Origin of the sequence: Pseudoalteromonas caenipelagi (assembly GCF_013140855.1) — a bacterium.
GTDB lineage: Bacteria > Pseudomonadota > Gammaproteobacteria > Enterobacterales > Alteromonadaceae > Pseudoalteromonas > Pseudoalteromonas caenipelagi.
In genome coordinates, this window is sequence record NZ_JABBPG010000005.1 from 219418 (window position 1) to 236280 (window position 16863).

At 42.6% G+C, this 16863-nt stretch carries 16 protein-coding genes; 10 read left to right on the forward strand and 6 right to left on the reverse strand.

What is annotated here, in order from left to right; genetic code table 11:
• Positions 1–45: 45 nt before the first annotated feature.
• From rraB to ftsY, 6 genes are all read right to left on the reverse strand, one after another.
• Entirely contained in the window at positions 46–381 is a 336-nt protein-coding gene (rraB, locus tag HG263_RS13650) for a ribonuclease E inhibitor RraB (protein WP_171626635.1), read from the reverse strand.
• Positions 359–1093, reverse strand: coding sequence for a 1-acylglycerol-3-phosphate O-acyltransferase (locus HG263_RS13655; protein WP_171626636.1), 735 nt, complete (start codon positions 1091–1093; stop codon positions 359–361). Before HG263_RS13655 ends, rraB begins: the two co-directional genes overlap by 23 nt.
• Before the next feature lie 137 nt (positions 1094–1230).
• Positions 1231–2094, reverse strand: a complete 864-nt coding sequence (rpoH, locus tag HG263_RS13660; protein ID WP_171626637.1) for an RNA polymerase sigma factor RpoH — start codon at positions 2092–2094, stop codon at positions 1231–1233.
• Between the two features lie 276 nt (positions 2095–2370).
• The gene (ftsX, locus tag HG263_RS13665) at positions 2371–3357 is read right to left on the reverse strand and encodes a permease-like cell division protein FtsX (RefSeq protein ID WP_171626638.1); all 987 of its coding nucleotides are present in this window, start codon (positions 3355–3357) and stop codon (positions 2371–2373) included.
• Entirely contained in the window at positions 3354–4031 is a 678-nt protein-coding gene (ftsE, locus tag HG263_RS13670; protein ID WP_171626639.1) for a cell division ATP-binding protein FtsE, read from the reverse strand. Before ftsE ends, ftsX begins: the two co-directional genes overlap by 4 nt.
• Before the next feature lie 68 nt (positions 4032–4099).
• Positions 4100–6151 (reverse strand): signal recognition particle-docking protein FtsY, encoded by a 2052-nt coding sequence (gene ftsY, locus HG263_RS13675; RefSeq protein WP_171626640.1) that lies wholly within the window; start codon positions 6149–6151, stop codon positions 4100–4102.
• Positions 6152–6384: 233 nt separating this feature from the next.
• Between ftsY and rsmD the strand changes: the two genes are divergently transcribed.
• The 10 genes from rsmD (at position 6385) to HG263_RS13725 (ending at position 16855) form a co-directional block, all read left to right on the forward strand.
• On the forward strand, positions 6385–6984 hold the full coding sequence (gene rsmD, locus HG263_RS13680) for a 16S rRNA (guanine(966)-N(2))-methyltransferase RsmD (protein WP_171626641.1): 600 nt from the start codon (positions 6385–6387) through the stop codon (positions 6982–6984).
• A 137-nt stretch (positions 6985–7121) separates the two neighbouring features.
• Positions 7122–7337 carry a 30S ribosomal protein S21 gene (gene rpsU / locus HG263_RS13685; RefSeq protein WP_010362466.1) on the forward strand — a complete coding sequence of 72 codons (216 nt, stop codon included), beginning with the start codon at positions 7122–7124 and terminating at the stop codon, positions 7335–7337.
• Between the two features lie 20 nt (positions 7338–7357).
• Positions 7358–7804, forward strand: a complete 447-nt coding sequence (locus HG263_RS13690) for a GatB/YqeY domain-containing protein (RefSeq protein WP_171626642.1) — start codon at positions 7358–7360, stop codon at positions 7802–7804.
• Positions 7805–7891: 87 nt separating this feature from the next.
• Positions 7892–9631: a DNA primase gene (gene dnaG, locus HG263_RS13695; protein WP_171626643.1), complete on the forward strand. Its 1740-nt coding sequence runs from the start codon at positions 7892–7894 to the stop codon at positions 9629–9631.
• Between the two features lie 122 nt (positions 9632–9753).
• Positions 9754–11589 (forward strand): RNA polymerase sigma factor RpoD, encoded by a 1836-nt coding sequence (gene rpoD, locus HG263_RS13700; protein ID WP_171626644.1) that lies wholly within the window; start codon positions 9754–9756, stop codon positions 11587–11589.
• Between the two features lie 78 nt (positions 11590–11667).
• Complete coding sequence (gene prmA, locus HG263_RS13705) at positions 11668–12540, forward strand: 50S ribosomal protein L11 methyltransferase (protein ID WP_171626645.1); 873 nt, start codon at positions 11668–11670, stop codon at positions 12538–12540.
• A 283-nt stretch (positions 12541–12823) separates the two neighbouring features.
• On the forward strand, positions 12824–13795 hold the full coding sequence (dusB, locus tag HG263_RS13710) for a tRNA dihydrouridine synthase DusB (protein ID WP_171626646.1): 972 nt from the start codon (positions 12824–12826) through the stop codon (positions 13793–13795).
• A 19-nt stretch (positions 13796–13814) separates the two neighbouring features.
• Positions 13815–14105, forward strand: a complete 291-nt coding sequence (fis, locus tag HG263_RS13715; protein ID WP_005491017.1) for a DNA-binding transcriptional regulator Fis — start codon at positions 13815–13817, stop codon at positions 14103–14105.
• Positions 14106–14333: 228 nt separating this feature from the next.
• Complete coding sequence (gene purH / locus HG263_RS13720) at positions 14334–15920, forward strand: bifunctional phosphoribosylaminoimidazolecarboxamide formyltransferase/IMP cyclohydrolase (RefSeq protein WP_171626647.1); 1587 nt, start codon at positions 14334–14336, stop codon at positions 15918–15920.
• A 98-nt stretch (positions 15921–16018) separates the two neighbouring features.
• Complete coding sequence (locus HG263_RS13725; RefSeq protein WP_171626648.1) at positions 16019–16855, forward strand: class I SAM-dependent methyltransferase; 837 nt, start codon at positions 16019–16021, stop codon at positions 16853–16855.
• The last annotated feature ends 8 nt before the right edge of the window (positions 16856–16863 follow it).

The window sequence follows — 16863 nt, forward strand, 5'->3', positions numbered from 1 at the left end:
CGCGCTGTATACACCTAAACAAGTCATAGCCAGCTTAAAGTTGCATTACTCTTGAAAATAAGTGCCCCAACCATCATATTCAACATCAAATTCTTGCGCTAAAGCTGCAAGTTTATCAACGTCTTCCATGATAACGTCAGTGTCTAACTCGGCCTCAACGACAACATCAAAACCCCAAATTTTACTGCCGTCTTCAAGTTCTAATTCAGCGGGGTCTTCTACATCATAACCAAGTCTAAAAGCTGCTAGTGCTGCATTTTCTAACTTTTTGAAGTCTTCACATACAAAGTGGTGTTCTACTTCATAAAGTTTGTCTGTTGCTGAACCATCTTCTAAGAGTGACTCAACAATATCTTCACTAATTTCGCGCCAGTTTTCCATTGTTCTCTATTACCTTTTCATCAAGCTGAGCAATACGTTGTGCCATTACTGAATGTATTGCTTTTGCATGCTCACGCGCACTGATCTCTTTGTCTAAATTAATCGGCGCCAAAATATCGATGTAGATTATACCATTGTCCCAGCGGTTTAGCTTAATACAATTAGTAGTGCTATTCATGCAGACGGGGACTACGGGTACTTGTGCATTCAAGGCAGTATGAAAAGCACCGGTTTTAAATGGTAATAAGCCCTTTCCATAACTTCGCGTTCCCTCTGGAAACATCCAAATAGACAAGCCTTTATTTTTAATCTTTTCGGCAGATTTGCCAATCGTACCAACTGCTTTAGTGCGATTGCTTCTATTGATAAGAATATTACCCGAAAGCCAATAAAGCTGCCCAAAGAATGGGATCCACTTCAAACTTTTTTTACCCATACTAACTGTGTTTTGAGGAACAACCGCTGTCAAGGTGAAAAGATCATAGTTATTTTGATGATTTGCTACATATACAGCAGGCCCAACATGCTCACTTTCAGGGTGGCGCGAAACAACTAATTTCACCCCAATAACTGCTGACATTCTGCCAAACCAACTTGCAATGATATGGACATTGTTAGGGTGAAATGGCCTTACGACACATAAAAGTAATCCAAACACACAGCTAAAAACAATAAACAATGCCATCGCTAAGACGCGTAATACTGCCAACAAAATCATTTCTCCTCACTTACGAAGGCGCATTATAATCAAAATAGCGAACACTTGTAAGCTCAAAAAATAACTCTGTCGGCAAAAAACAAAAAAGCCGCTAACAAGGTAGCGGCTTTTTCTTATAATTCAATTATCTGTTAGCTCATCGCTGAATGCAGCTTTTTCATTGCTGACTTTTCTAGTTGACGTACACGCTCTGCTGAAACGTTGTATTTCTCAGCCAAATCTTGCAGCGTCGCTTTTTCATCACCTAGCCAACGCGCACTAACGATATCTTGCGAACGTTCATCTAGCGTTTTAAGCGCGTTAAATAAACGCGTTTGAGACTGCTCTTGCCACTGCTCTTCTTCGACCACATCAGCCAAGTCACCACTTGAGTCGGTTAAGTATTGAACTGGAGAGTAACTGCTTGTTGGTGCATCGTCGTTATCATCAGTTGTTAGATCAAAGCCCATATCTTGGCCACTCATACGCGATTCCATTTCACGTACTTCCTTTTCACTAACACCCAACTCATTCGCAACGGTAGTCACTTCATCTTGATTGAACCAACCCAAACGTTTTTTGTTTTTTCTTAAATTGAAAAATAATTTACGTTGTGCTTTTGTCGTTGCAACCTTAACAATACGCCAATTCTTCAGCACATACTCATGGATTTCAGCTTTTATCCAATGTACTGCGAACGAAACAAGTCTAACACCGACATCAGGATTAAAACGTTTAACAGCCTTCATTAGACCTATGTTGCCTTCTTGGATTAAATCTGCCTGCGGTAAACCGTAGCCAGAGTAGCTTTTCGCAATATGGGCAACAAAGCGAAGGTGAGAAACGATGAGTTTTTTAGCAGCTTCCAAATCCCCTTCCTGTTGAAGGCGAGTGGCCAACACTTTTTCCTGCTCTGCATCAAGCATAGGAATAGCGCTTACAGTTTGTAAGTAACCATCTAAGCTCGCGCTTTGCTGTCCAGCTGTTAGTGCTAATGCATATAAATCTTTACTCATTTTTCACCTCAGTGATAAATATTTCAGTCCATTTTAGCACTCTTCAAGCAAGAGTGCTAATGCGTATATAATACTTTTTTAAAAGAAAATGCAAGCTTTTTCTCTTTGCTGCGGATCTTACACTTAAGCTATTGATTTATAGAAGGTCAAAATAAAACACTGGTCAGAAAACAGATAATAGCGTTGCCAGCCTAGCACATTTACATGACTCAACTGTGACATTTTACAGGCACTTAAGACAATAATTTGTTCATTTAAGTGCCAAAGTGCATAGAACTATACTTTGTCTGGCTCGATGTCTTTTATGTAACGATGTACAGATAAAAACGACCCACCAAACCCTAGGGTGATTGCCAAAAGGAGCAAAATCATCAATTCATTTAAATTGAGACCTTGCAATACAAATGAGCTTTGATACACCCCAGCAACCATTGACACTGCAGACTCTAACCACCACAGCATCAATGCGACGCTTATAAATGCCACCAAACCACCAACAATGCCATACCATATACCAGTCCAAATAAATGGCGTGTGAATAAACGTATTTGTTGCTCCAACTAATTTCAAAACTTGAATTTCTTCTTTTTTATCCATGATAGATAGACGTATGGTATTGCCAATAATCAAGATCACCGCACTGAGTAATAATAGTGCAATAGTCACAACGCTTTCTTTTAATAAGCTCAACAATGCATTTAGACGCTCTAACCACTCTATATCGAGTTTACCAAACTCAACTTCGCGCTCTTTTTCTAATTTATCCAAAAGCTGCTGCGCCGCCTGTGGCTTGCGATACCGGTCAGTGGGTGTAACCAGTACCACATTAGGTAGTGGGTTTTCTTCTAAATAGTCAAGAGCCTGACCAAACCCAGATATACGCTTGAATTCATCAAGTGCTTGAGATTTAGATATAAGTTTAACATCCGCAACTTCTGGATACAGAGCGAGTCGCTTAGCTAACGTTTGCGTTTGTTGTTCACTCATTGACTCTTTAACGAATAGCGATATTTCTGCTGCATCGTTAAAACCACTACTCACCTGTTGTACGTTTTTTACAACAATGTACAAGGTTGCAGGCAATGTTAAGCTCAACCCTAACACTAAGATAGTCATCATCGAAGCCATGGGTGTACGCCACATTTCACCTAAGCTATTGACCCCCTGACGAAGTACAGTGATAACAAAAAAGTAAACTTGCAAAAACACAGATTTATTTTGGCTCGTAGTTTGTGCTTCACGACTTTTAAACAATAAGCTCATAACCCCCCCTCCATTAACGGATCTTGACTCATACGGCCATGATTTAACGTCAAACTCCGATATTTCATTCTGGCAATCAGCCCAAGGTCGTGTGTCGCAATGAGTACCGCCGTGCCGTGACGATTGAAGTCTTCAAATAGCTTTAAAATTTCCATTGATAACTCTGGGTCTAAGTTACCTGTTGGTTCATCAGCCAATAACAATGGAGGCGAATTGACAATAGCTCGAGCAATACCAACTCGTTGCTGTTCCCCTCCTGATAACGTACTGGGTTGGCAACGAACTTTATCTAAAAGACCCACTTTATCCAGCGCTGCATGCACCCTTTTTGCAATGTGTTTATGATGCATACCCTCAATAACCAAAGGTAATGCAACATTATCAAATACGTTGTAACGCTCAAGTAAGCGATGGTTTTGGAATATGATCCCTATATCACGCCTAACAAAAGGGATCTGGCGATTGCTAACGCCATTTAAGTCAACGCCATTAATAAAAACGTGCCCAGCAGAAGGGCGTTCCATAACGCTGATCAACTTTAGTAAAGTACTTTTTCCAGCACCACTGTGACCGGTTAAAAAAGCAAGCTCGCCATTGCCTAGCTCAAAACTTACTTTCTCTAACGCTCTGTGACCACCTGGATAGGTTTTGCTGACTTGGTCAAATTTGATCATGTTAGGCCTGCTTATAATTGTGTTTTAGACCAAAGAAAGGGAGCATCTTGTCTCCCTATCATTATTAGTTAAGCATCGTCATTACTAAACAATGCTTCGATGAAATCATCGCTTTTAAATGTTCGCAAATCATCAATGCCTTCACCTACACCGATGTAGCGAATTGGAATTTGGAATTTATCAGCGACTGCAAATATGACACCACCCTTTGCTGTGCCATCTAGTTTAGTCAAAGTGATCCCCGTCAGCCCAACCGCTTTATTAAATAGGTTCACTTGGCTAATTGCATTTTGACCGGTGCCAGCATCAATAGTTAACATCACTTCATGAGGGGCATCAGGGTCTAGCTTTTTCATAACACGAGCTATTTTTTCAAGCTCTTGCATTAGATTATCTTTGTTCTGTAAACGTCCTGCCGTATCAGCAATTAAGATATCCACATTACGAGCTTGTGCAGCTTGAAACGCATCGAACACCACTGACGCACTATCAGCACCGGTATGCTGAGCAATAACAGGGATACTATTACGCTCACCCCAAACTTGTAATTGCTCTACTGCTGCTGCCCTAAAGGTATCGCCAGCAGCTAACATTACTGATTTACCTTGCTGCTGGAACTGCTTCGCTAACTTACCTATGGTAGTTGTTTTACCAACTCCGTTTACACCTACCATCAATATCACAAATGGTTTTTTGTTTTGAGGTAATTCAAGGGGCTTTTCGGCTTCTTTTAGCATATCAGCCATTTCTTGCTTCATTAATTCATAAAGCGCATCACCGTCTTTTAACTGCTTACGATCAGCTGCATCGGTTAAGTTATCGATCAACTTCATTGTCGTATCAACGCCCAGATCAGCTGTTAATAACTGCGTTTCAAGTTCTTCGAATAATTCGTCATCAATCTTTTTACCCTTAAAGATTGATGCAATACCAGAGCCTAGATTTACTTTGGTCTTAAGTAACCCTTTCTTCAATCTAGAAAAGAATCCTTCTTTCTTTGGTTTCTCTTCAGCTTGTGCTTTGGCCTGCGCTTCTGCAGCTAAGCGCTGGCGCTCGGCTTCTTCAGCGGCAGCTTGCTCTGCTTCTTTTTCAGCTTGTGCTTTGGCCTGCGCTTCTGCAGCTAAGCGCTGGCGCTCGGCTTCTTCAGCGGCTGCTTGCTCTGCTGCTTCTTTTTCAGCTTGTGCTTTGGCCTGCGCTTCTGCAGCTAAGCGCTGACGCTCGGCTTCTTCAGCGGCAGCTTGCTCTGCTGCTTCTTTTTCAGCTTGTGCTTTGGCCTGCGCTTCTGCAGCTAAACGCTGACGCTCGGCTTCGTCAGCGGCAGCTTGCTCTGCTGCTTCTTTTTCAGCTTGTGCTTTGGCCTGCGCTTCTGCAGCTAAACGCTGGCGCTCGGCTTCTTCAGCGGCAGCTTGCTCTGCTTCTTTTTCAGCTTGTGCTTTGGCCTGCGCTTCTGCAGCTAAACGCTGACGCTCGGCTTCTTCAGCGGCAGCTTGCTCCGCGGCTTCTTTTTCAGCTTGTGCTTTGGCCTGCGCTTCTGCAGCTAAACGCTGACGCTCGGCTTCTTCAGCGGCAGCTTGCTCTGCTGCTTCTTTTTCAGCTTGTGCTTTGGCCTGCGCTTCTGCAGCTAAGCGCTGACGCTCGGCTTCTTCTGCGGCAGCTTGCTCTGCTTCTTTTTCAGCTTGTGCTTTGGCCTGCGCTTCTGCAGCTAAACGCTGACGATCAGCTTCTTCAGCGGCAGCTTGCTCTTCTTCTTTTTCAGCTTGTGCTTTGGCCTGCGCTTCTGCAGCTAAGCGCTGACGCTCGGCTTCTTCAGCGGCAGCTTGCTCTGCTTCTTTTTCAGCTTGAGCTTTGGCCTGTGCTTCTGCGGCTAAGCGCTGACGCTCAGCTTCTTCAGCGGCAGCTTGCTCTGCTGCTTCTTTTTCAGCTTGAGCTTTGGCCTGTGCTTCTGCGGCTAAGCGCTGACGATCAGCTTCTTCAGCGGCAGCTTGCTCCGCGGCTTCTTGTGCAGCTTGTTCTGTTTGCGCTTTAGCGAGATTATCCTCTACCTCAGCTTGTTGCTGTGATTGCTCTGCTTCTTTTTTGCCAAATCCAAACCAAGACAGAAATTTGTTCTTTTTTCCCATGCTCGCTAAATACCGTATTTAATAAATCTGATAAACTGACGGAGGTTCTATTTTGATCACGCTTAGTACAATCAAGAACCACAATAAATGACTGTCGCGCCTATTCCTGTTGTTGAATGTGTGCAACCGTCAAATTAAATTCAAAATTAGCGCGCAGTGTAGCATGTTCCTGAGGGATGAAAAATGTAGCTGCCATGATTTATCCAAGTGAAAATATTAAGATTCTATGACCAATGGCACATATTAGAAAAAACAAGAACTCCCAAGCTAAGCAAAATGATGGTGTGATCCGCATCATTAGCGGTCAATTTAAAGGCCGAAAGCTACCTGTAAAAGATGTAACTGGATTACGACCAACAACAGATAGAGTCAAAGAAACCGTATTCAATTGGTTGATGCAAGACACCAGAGGTGCGACCGTATTAGATTGTTTTGCAGGCTCTGGAGGATTAGGCTTTGAGTGTTTATCGAGATTTGCTAACAGCGCCTATTTTATTGAATTAGACAAACAAGCAGCTGTGCAACTGCAAAATAATATAACCACGCTCAAATTAAATAATGCTCGAGTATTAAACAGAAATACAATCGATGTGTTATCCAACAACGCAGATAATCTTGTTTTTGACCTAGTGTTTATTGATCCGCCATTTCGAAAACAGCTTGCCCAACATGCGTGTGAACTTTTAGAGCAAAATAATTGGCTTACTGACGATGCATTAATTTATGTAGAAGTGGAAAAAGAGCTTAATTTAAGCGCCCCAAGTAACTGGCAAATAATAAAGGAAAAGCAGGCAGGACAAGTGTTGTGTCGACTTTATCAGCGCTACAAGTAATCCGTCATAGATTTAGCTATAATTTAGGCTTTACATGTGGTGTTGCTTCAGATTACAATACCGCACCATTTTTGAACCACTTGATCAATCTTTGATCAGCGTGAGCATTGCTCATTAATTAGGTAGGTGAATTTTTAATGCCAGTAATTAAAGTAAGAGAAAACGAACCGTTTGACGTTGCACTTCGTCGTTTCAAGCGTTCATGTGAAAAAGCAGGTATCCTTTCAGAAGTTCGTCGTCGCGAGCACTATGAAAAGCCAACAGCTGAGCGTAAGCGTAAAAAAGCTGCAGCGGTTAAGCGTCACATGAAGAAGCTTTCTCGCGAAAACGCACGTCGCGTTAAATTATACTAATCGGTTTCGGTCTTGTATAAATGAGCCTTTTAACTAAGCTAAAAGACGCACAAAAAGATGCCATGCGTGCTAAAGACAAATTAAGTCTCGGCGCAATTCGTATGGTACTTGCTGAAATTAAGCAGCGTGAAATTGACAATCGAACAACACTTGATGACGCGGGTATTACCTCTGTTTTAGTGAAGTTAGTTAAGCAACGCCGCGATTCTTTCACCCAGTATAAAGATGCTGGCCGTGACGATTTAGCTGAAATAGAAGCAAATGAGATCACTGTTCTAGAAACTTTCTTACCTCAGCCTTTGACTGAAGAAGAAATTATTACATTGATCGATACTGCAATTGCCGATACCGGCGCTGCAGGTATGCAAGACATGGGTAAAGTTATGGGCGTAATCAAGTCTAAAGCTGAAGGTCGTGCCGACATGGGCAAGATTTCAGGTTTAATTAAACAACGATTAAGCGCGTAACCCCACATACAGATTGTATGATAAAGTGAACCGAGCCTTGCGCTCGGTTTCTTCGTCTAGGCATAAAGGAACTTCGTTAGAATAAGTATGGCTGGAAAGATCCCAAGACAGTTTATTGATGAATTACTTGATAGAACCGACATTGTCGACTTGATCGACGCTCGTGTTGGGCTAAAAAAAGCAGGTAAAGACTATCAAGCATGCTGTCCTTTTCATAACGAAAAATCCCCTTCTTTTACAGTATCGAGAGACAAGCAGTTCTACCATTGCTTTGGCTGTGGTGCTAATGGTAACGCCATTTCATTTATGATGGAGTACGACAAGCTTGAGTTTGTCGACGCCATAGAAGAACTTGCTAGCCTTTTAAATCTAGAAGTGCCTCGCGAACAAGGTTCAGGTAAGCCTGAGCGAACTGTTGAGCAAAAGCGCTCTGATTACGATTTAATGATGCAAACGGCCAAGTTTTACCAACATCAGTTGAAGCATCATAAAAATGCCAGTCAAGTGATCGAATACGTTAAAAGTCGCGGTTTGTCTGGTAAAACTGTTCAGCAGTATATGATTGGCTATGCCCCACCAGAGTGGGAATCTCTGTGCCAACAAGTTGGTAGAAACCAGCATCAAAAGCAGCAATTAATTGAATTAAAACTCGCATCTGAAAAAACGCCTGGTCGCCAATTTGATTTTTTCCGCGATAGATTAATGTTTCCCATCAGGGATAAACGTGGCCGAGTGATTGCTTTTGGTGGCCGCGTTATGGGAGACAGCCAGGGACCTAAATATCTTAACTCCCCTGAAACACGTATTTTCCATAAAGGTTTTGAACTGTATGGCCTTTTTGAGGCCAAACAAGCTAACGACAAACTAGATAATATACTGATTGTTGAAGGCTATATGGATGTTGTAGCGCTGGCTGAACAAGGCATAACCTATGCTGTAGCAGCACTTGGCACTGCAACAACAGCTGAGCACATGCAAACATTGTTCAGAACAACAGATAAAGTTATCTGCTGTTATGATGGCGATAGAGCCGGAAAAGATGCCGCATGGCGCGCGCTTGAACATGCCCTTCCCTATTTAAAAGATGGTAAATCTCTTAAATTTGTGTTTTTACCCGATGGCGAAGACCCTGACTCATTAGTACAACAGGAAGGCAAAGAAGTATTTGAGCAACGTTTACAGCAAGCAGAAGAGTTCTCGAAAGTATTATTTGATAAGTTAGCGCAAAGTTGCGATCTAACAAATGATGCAGGCAAAGCTAAACTACTCAGCGATGCCCTACCTTTGATAAGCAAACTACCCAGTGAATTTTACCAAGAAAGTTTATTAGAAAAGCTAGCACGACTGATAGGCAGAACCACAGAGCAACTCTCTGCCAAGCTTGCAACACCAAAACAGCAAAAAAATATTGAGCGTAAGTTTAAGGTAACCCCAATGCGCAGAGCGATTGGTTTGCTAATACAGCATCCGAACCTAGCGACCAGCATTGACTATCTTCCCGAACTTGCACAAATGAGTATTCCCGGTATTGAGTTACTGTTAGAACTACAGTCTGTTTGTCTTAATCATCCAAGTTATACCACAGCACAATTACTTGAATATTTTAGAGACAAACCGCAATACCAAGCGTTACAAAAATTGGCCGTTTGGCAACATGAGATCAATGACCAAGCTTTAACACAAGAATTTCAAAATACTTTTCAGTTTATTGAAGATCAATGTTTAAATTTTAGGTTAGAGACCTTATTTATAAAAGACAAAACACAAGGTTTAACCAGCGAAGAACGACAAGAATGTGCACTATTGATGCAAGCTTTAAAGCGTTAGAAGAGCTAGTCAAAATTAAATTTTGCTGCTATAATGTTCTATTAACTGCGTCAAGCAAATTGTTGGGTGTTTTTAGCTGGCGCCTGTTGTATCAACTTATCAGAGTGGAAGCATAAATCTCTATGGATCAATCTCCTCAGTCACAACTCAAACTTCTGATTCAGAAAGGTAAAGAGCAAGGTTACTTAACTTTTGCAGAAGTTAACGATCACCTTCCACAAGACATAATAGACTCAGATCAGGTCGAAGACATCATCAGTATGATCAATGACATGGGTATTCAGGTCGCCGAAAATGCACCAGATGCCGATGAATTGATGATGCAGGAAACCACTACCGACGAAGATGCCGCAGAAGCAGCTGCAGCAGCACTTGCTACGGTAGAAAAGGAAATAGGTCGTACTACCGATCCTGTGCGCATGTATATGCGTGAAATGGGTACCGTAGAACTTCTGACTCGTGAAGGCGAAATTCAAATCGCGAAGCGAATTGAAGAAGGGATTAACCAAGTTCAAATCTCTGTGGCAGAGTACCCAGAAGCTATCACTTATTTGCTTGAGCAATGGGATAAGTTCGAAGCTGAAGAGATGCGCCTCAGTGACATCGTATCAGGCTTTTTTGATCCTAACGCTGAAGAAACACAGATCTCTGCAACGCATATTGGTTCTGAGCTCAGCGATGAAGACTTAGCTGATGAAGATGACGAAGATGATGACGATGACGAAGAAGAAGCTGATACAGGGCCTGATCCTGAAGAAGCTCGCATTCACTTTGAACAACTTCGTACTTTGTATAACCAAGCAAGAGAAGTTTTTGCTGCAAAGGGCCGTTCGCACCCAGATTCACAAGCTGCAATTTTTGAAATTGGCGAGTTATTCCGTACTTTCAAACTAGTTCCAAAACAGTTTGACCGTATGGTTAATAACATGCGCGAAATGATGGACAGAGTTCGCGTACAAGAACGTATCGTCATGAAGCAAGCTGTTCAAATAGCGAAAGTACCGAAGAAAACATTCGTTAAACATTTTGCAAATAACGAAACTGATATGGCTTGGATTGACGCAGAAATCGCAGCAGGTGAAAAATACTCTGAAAAGCTTGCAGAAGTTAAGCCTGAGATAGAGCGCTGTATTAACAAGCTTAAAGTCATAGAAGAAAGTACTGGCCTAACAGTTGAAAGAATTAAAGATATCAACCGTCGTATGAGCATCGGTGAAGCTAAAGCCCGCCGTGCGAAAAAAGAGATGGTTGAGGCTAACTTGCGTCTTGTAATTTCAATCGCTAAAAAATACACCAACCGTGGTTTACAATTCTTGGATCTAATCCAAGAAGGTAACATTGGTTTGATGAAAGCAGTTGATAAGTTTGAATATCGCCGTGGTTATAAGTTCTCTACTTATGCTACATGGTGGATCCGCCAAGCGATTACACGCTCGATTGCTGACCAAGCACGTACTATTCGTATTCCGGTACATATGATTGAAACTATCAACAAGCTCAATCGTATTTCTCGCCAGATGCTTCAAGAGATGGGCCGTGAGCCAAACCCTGAAGAGCTCGCAGAGCGCATGATGATGCCTGAAGATAAGATCCGCAAGGTACTTAAGATTGCTAAAGAGCCAATCTCAATGGAAACACCAATCGGTGATGATGAAGATTCACATCTGGGTGATTTCATCGAAGACACAACCATTGAATCACCAATCGATTCGGCGACAATGGAAAGTCTTCGCGGCGCAACCAACGAAGTATTAGCGGGCTTAACCGCACGTGAAGCTAAGGTATTGCGTATGCGCTTTGGTATCGATATGAATACTGACCATACACTTGAAGAAGTGGGCAAACAGTTTGACGTAACACGTGAACGTATTCGTCAGATTGAAGCAAAAGCGCTACGTAAGCTGCGACACCCTTCACGCTCAGACCTTCTGAAAAGCTTTTTGGATGTAAAAGGTTAATGCCCTTTTAATTCAAAAAAATTGAATAAAGGCCGCAACTGCGGCCTTTTTAATAACTAGCAAATTTTAGGAAAGCTCATGGCTTGGATCCAAATCCGCATTCACGCTAACAAAGAAAGCGCAGACAAACTCAGTGATTTATTACTCGATGTCGGTTGTCCTTCAGTTACATTTATGGACGGCAGTAATAATCCCGTTTATGAACCCAAACCGGGCGAAGTGATTTTCTGGCCCGACACGATTGTTATAGGCTTGTTTGATGCTGCCCATGATATGGATGTCGTTGTCGCTTATCTAAAAGCTAATAGTGAACAACCGCTAACGTATAAAATTGAACAGTTAGAAGATAAAGACTGGGAACGAGAGTGGATGGATAACTTTCACCCTATAAAGTTTGGTGAGCGTTTATGGATATGCCCGAGCTGGCGAGATATCCCTGACCCAGAAGCAATCAATGTGTTGTTAGACCCTGGACTGGCATTTGGTACTGGAACTCATGCTACCACCGCACTGTGCTTACAGTGGTTAGAGAGCCAAGATTTAAGTGGCAAAACGGTTGTAGACTTTGGTTGTGGTTCTGGCATTTTGGGGATTGCAGCCATTAAGCTTGGTGCACAGCGTGTGATCGGTATTGATATTGACCCTCAAGCATTGGCGGCAAGTATGGACAATGCGAAACGCAACGGTGTGGCAGATCAATTAGAAGTTTACTTACCTGAGAACCAGCCTGAATTTTCAGCTGATATAGTGGTTGCGAATATCCTTGCACAGCCACTTCGAGAGCTGCATGAAATTATCTTAGGCTTTTTAAAACCTCATGGCCAAATTGCGATGTCTGGTATCTTGGCAGAGCAAGCACAATCAGTTGCTGACGTTTATGCGCCTTTTATCGATCTTGATGAAGTTGCACAAGAAGGCGAATGGACTCGAGTCAGTGGTAAAAAAGCTTAATAACTTACTTATTATTGATACTCTGAGTTAGTAACTTGTAACAGCTAAAGCCTGTGTTTAACAGGCTTTACTGTTTTTTCACAGCCAATATAGATTTATTTTTAGATACCTACCTCTTTCCTTTGAACAAAAATCAAACAAATAGACTCCAGACTCAAACTGTTATAAAAAGTCAACCCAGAAAGTTCAAAAAAAAAGCAATAATGTTCAATTTATAGCCTTTGATTTTTGCAAAAAAAACCGTAAACTTAGCGCCCCTTGAAAAGAGGCAGATTGAACTACTGTGCGTATTGGTCCATACCAACTTGATAACAACATTATTGTGGCCCCAATGGCGGGGATCACTGATAGACCTTTTCGACAATTATGTCGTCGATTGGGTGCAGGCCTAGCTGTATCAGAAATGATGTCATCAAACCCTAAGGTGTGGAAAACAGATAAGTCGATGAACCGTATGGATCATAGTGGCGAGTCTGGCATTCGTTCAGTGCAAATTGCCGGTGCCGATCCTTTGCTGATGGCACAAGCAGCGCAGTTCAATGTAGCAAATGGGGCGCAGATCATAGATATCAATATGGGCTGCCCTGCAAAGAAAGTGAATAAAAAACTAGCAGGCTCTGCACTGTTGCAGTATCCAGAATTAGTAGAGCAGATAGTTCAAGCAGTGGTCGATGCTGTAGAAGTGCCTGTAACGCTAAAGATCCGTACGGGTTGGGATACGCAAAATCGTAACGGTGTTGAAATAGCTAAAATTGCTGAACGTAATGGCATAGCCTCTCTTGCCGTACATGGGCGCACTAAAGCGTGTATGTACAAAGGAGAAGCTGAATATGCCACGATAAGGGATATCAAACGTGCAGTGAACATACCTGTGGTTGCCAATGGGGATATTACCTCGGCACAAAAGGCGAAGCAGGTACTGGATTATACGGGCGCAGATGCCATCATGATTGGTCGAGCCGCCCAAGGTCGCCCTTGGATATTTAGGGAGATAGACCACTTTTTGCGAACTGGAGAACAGCTACCTGCACCAGAAATTTCTGAAGTACGTAGCATTTTGATGGAGCATTTAGAAAACCTTCATCAGTTTTACGGTGAGCCGATGGGAGCGCGCATCGCACGCAAACATGTATCATGGTATTTGCAAGCTCATGACCAAGCAGGTCAGTTTAGGCGAGTATTTAATGCCCTTGAGACGCCCTCTGAGCAGATCGAGGCATTAGAACAATACTTTGAAACACTAGCAGCTAACTAAGAAAGAAAGAGACATAATGATGTTCGAACAAAATGTGACTTCTCCATTTATCACTAACGCTCATGTTCAGTCACAAGAGAAACCGCAACCTTTACGCGATGCAGTAAAAAAAGCTGTTCATCACTATTTAAAACAGCTTAACGGTCAAGATGTACAAGACGTTTACGATCTTGTTCTTTCAGAGCTAGAAGCGCCGTTACTTGAGGAAGTAATGACTTATACTCGTGGTAACCAAACGCGCGCTGCGATTTTACTAGGTATCAACCGTGGTACTTTACGTAAAAAGCTAAAAAAATACGGCATGAACTAAAAATATCACAGTTCATTACGTAAATAAAAAAGCACCTTAGGGTGCTTTTTTATGCTTTAGCTACCTCTCTAGTGTTCACGCCTGCGTGCTAACATCATACTCCCACAATAAATTCAGAAATTCTCAACGCCACATCGCGGTTTATGATCGTTTTCTTACGCAAATTAGGCTAAAATAGCGCCCTTCTAAGCTAGCCCTTAACTTATCATTGAGGAAACCTAAACCATCATGGATATACATCGTCCAATTCGTCGCGCGTTATTAAGCGTGTCAGATAAAACCGGTATCGTAGAACTAGCCCGTGCTCTAAACGCACACGGCGTAGAAATCCTCTCTACAGGCGGTACATTTAAATTATTAACGGATAACGGCATTGCTGCCACGGAAGTATCTGACTATACAGGTCACCCAGAGATCATGGATGGCCGTGTAAAAACTTTGCACCCAAAAGTGCATGGCGGCATTTTAGCGCGTCGTGGTCAAGACGAAGCAGTTATGGCCGAAAATGATATTTCTGCTATCGACATGGTTGTGGTTAACTTATACCCCTTTGCACAAACCGTTGCAAAAGCTGACTGTAGCCTTGAAGATGCTATTGAAAACATCGATATTGGTGGACCAACTATGGTTCGTGCTGCAGCTAAAAACCATAAAGATGTGACAATCGTTGTTAATGCGCATGACTATGACCGCGTTATTGCAGAGCTAAAAGACAATAATGGCTCAACGACCTACAAAACACGCTTTGATTTAGCCATCGCCGCCTATGAGCACACAGCTGCATATGATGGCATGATAGCCAACTATTTTGGCAATATGGTTCCTGATTACACAGATGAAGCCGCTGTTGAAACTAAGTTTCCACGTACTATCAATATGCAATTTACTAAAAAGCAAGACATGCGTTATGGTGAAAACTCACACCAAGATGCGGCTTTTTATGTGGAAAGTGATTTACAAGAAGCGTCTGTTGCCACCGCTAAACAGCTTCAAGGTAAAGCGTTATCGTTTAACAATATTGCAGACACTGACGCAGCGCTTGAGTGCGTAAAAGAGTTCGATGCACCGGCTTGTGTGATTGTAAAGCACGCGAACCCATGTGGGGTTGCAGTAGATGAAAACATCTTAGCAGCCTATGACCGCGCTTTTAAAACTGATCCAACCTCTGCTTTTGGCGGCATTATTGCTTTTAACAGAGAACTTGACGCTGATACTGCTGAAGCCATCGTATCGCGTCAGTTTGTGGAAGTGATCATCGCCCCTAGCATCTCTGAAGAAGCGGCACAAATTGTTGCTGCGAAAAAGAATGTTCGTTTATTAGAATGCGGCCAGTGGAGTCAAAAAACCACACAAGCAGATATTAAACGCGTCAATGGCGGTATTCTTGTGCAAGACAGAGATCAGGGCATGGTTACTTTAGATGACTTAACGGTTGTTTCTAAGCGCCAACCTACCGAGCAAGAGTTAAAAGATCTACTATTTTGCTGGAAAGTAGCTAAATTCGTTAAATCAAATGCCATTGTTTATGCCCGTGACGGAATGACGATTGGTGTTGGTGCAGGTCAAATGAGCCGCGTTTACTCAGCAAAAATCGCAGGTATCAAAGCGGCCGATGAGAACTTAGAAGTAAAAGGGTCAGTTATGGCCTCGGATGCTTTCTTCCCATTCCGCGACGGCATCGATGCAGCAGCTGAAGCTGGTATTACCGCCGTTATTCAACCTGGTGGTTCTATGCGCGATGAAGAAGTCATCGCTGCAGCTGACGAAGCGGGCATGGCAATGGTATTTACCGGAATGCGCCACTTCCGTCACTAAACATGACAGCGCGAACCGTTTAACGATTCGCGCTTTTTGTTTGTACTAATTTCAAGTATTCTGCTTAAAACACAATCACAAAAGTGAAGGAACAGAAAATGAAATTTGGTTTAAAAACACTACTTGCCGCAACGATTTTAACCGCGCTCACGGGCTGCAACAGCAATAATGCGACCAGTACTGCAGCTGAGCACTCCGAAGCTTTGGTATCTGCAGCGCAAAATGCAGCGCGTTCTGAAGCAAACCGAGCGCGAGATCAGTACCGTAACCCAGTTGCAACACTCGATTTCTTCGGTCTGCAAGATGGTATGACAGTTGTTGAAATTGCACCGGGTGGTGGCTGGTACTCTGAGATTTTAGCGCCAGCACTAAAAGGTAACGGTACATTGTATGCCGCACACTTCCCTGCTGAGTCTGAAGGGTATTACAAACGCTCTCTTGATGGCTTTAAAGACAAAGTGGCTAATGATGCGCGCTTTAGTGAAGTTAAAATAACTGAATTTTCACCTGTTACTCATTTAGACATTGCACCTGCTAGCAGTGCCGATATGGTTCTGACTTTTCGAAATGTTCACAACTGGTACATGCGAGGAGAACATCAGGGCGTGCTAAGTGCATTTAAAGCATTTAATAAAGCACTCAAGCCTGGCGGTATTTTAGGCGTGGTAGAGCATCGCTTGCCTGAAAACCGTGATGACGCAGAGCAAAAGCGCTCTGGTTATATGAAGCAAAGTTACGTGATTGAAGTAGCAAAACAAGCAGGTTTTGAATTAGTCGCGCAAAGCGATATCAACGCAAACCCAAAAGACACAGCTGATCACCCTAAAGGGGTTTGGACTTTACCTCCTCGTTTAGCGCTAGGTGAAGAGCAAGCTGATAAATACAAAGCTATTGGGGAAAGCGATCGCATGACTCTAAAATTTAAAAAGCTTTAATAGGAAAA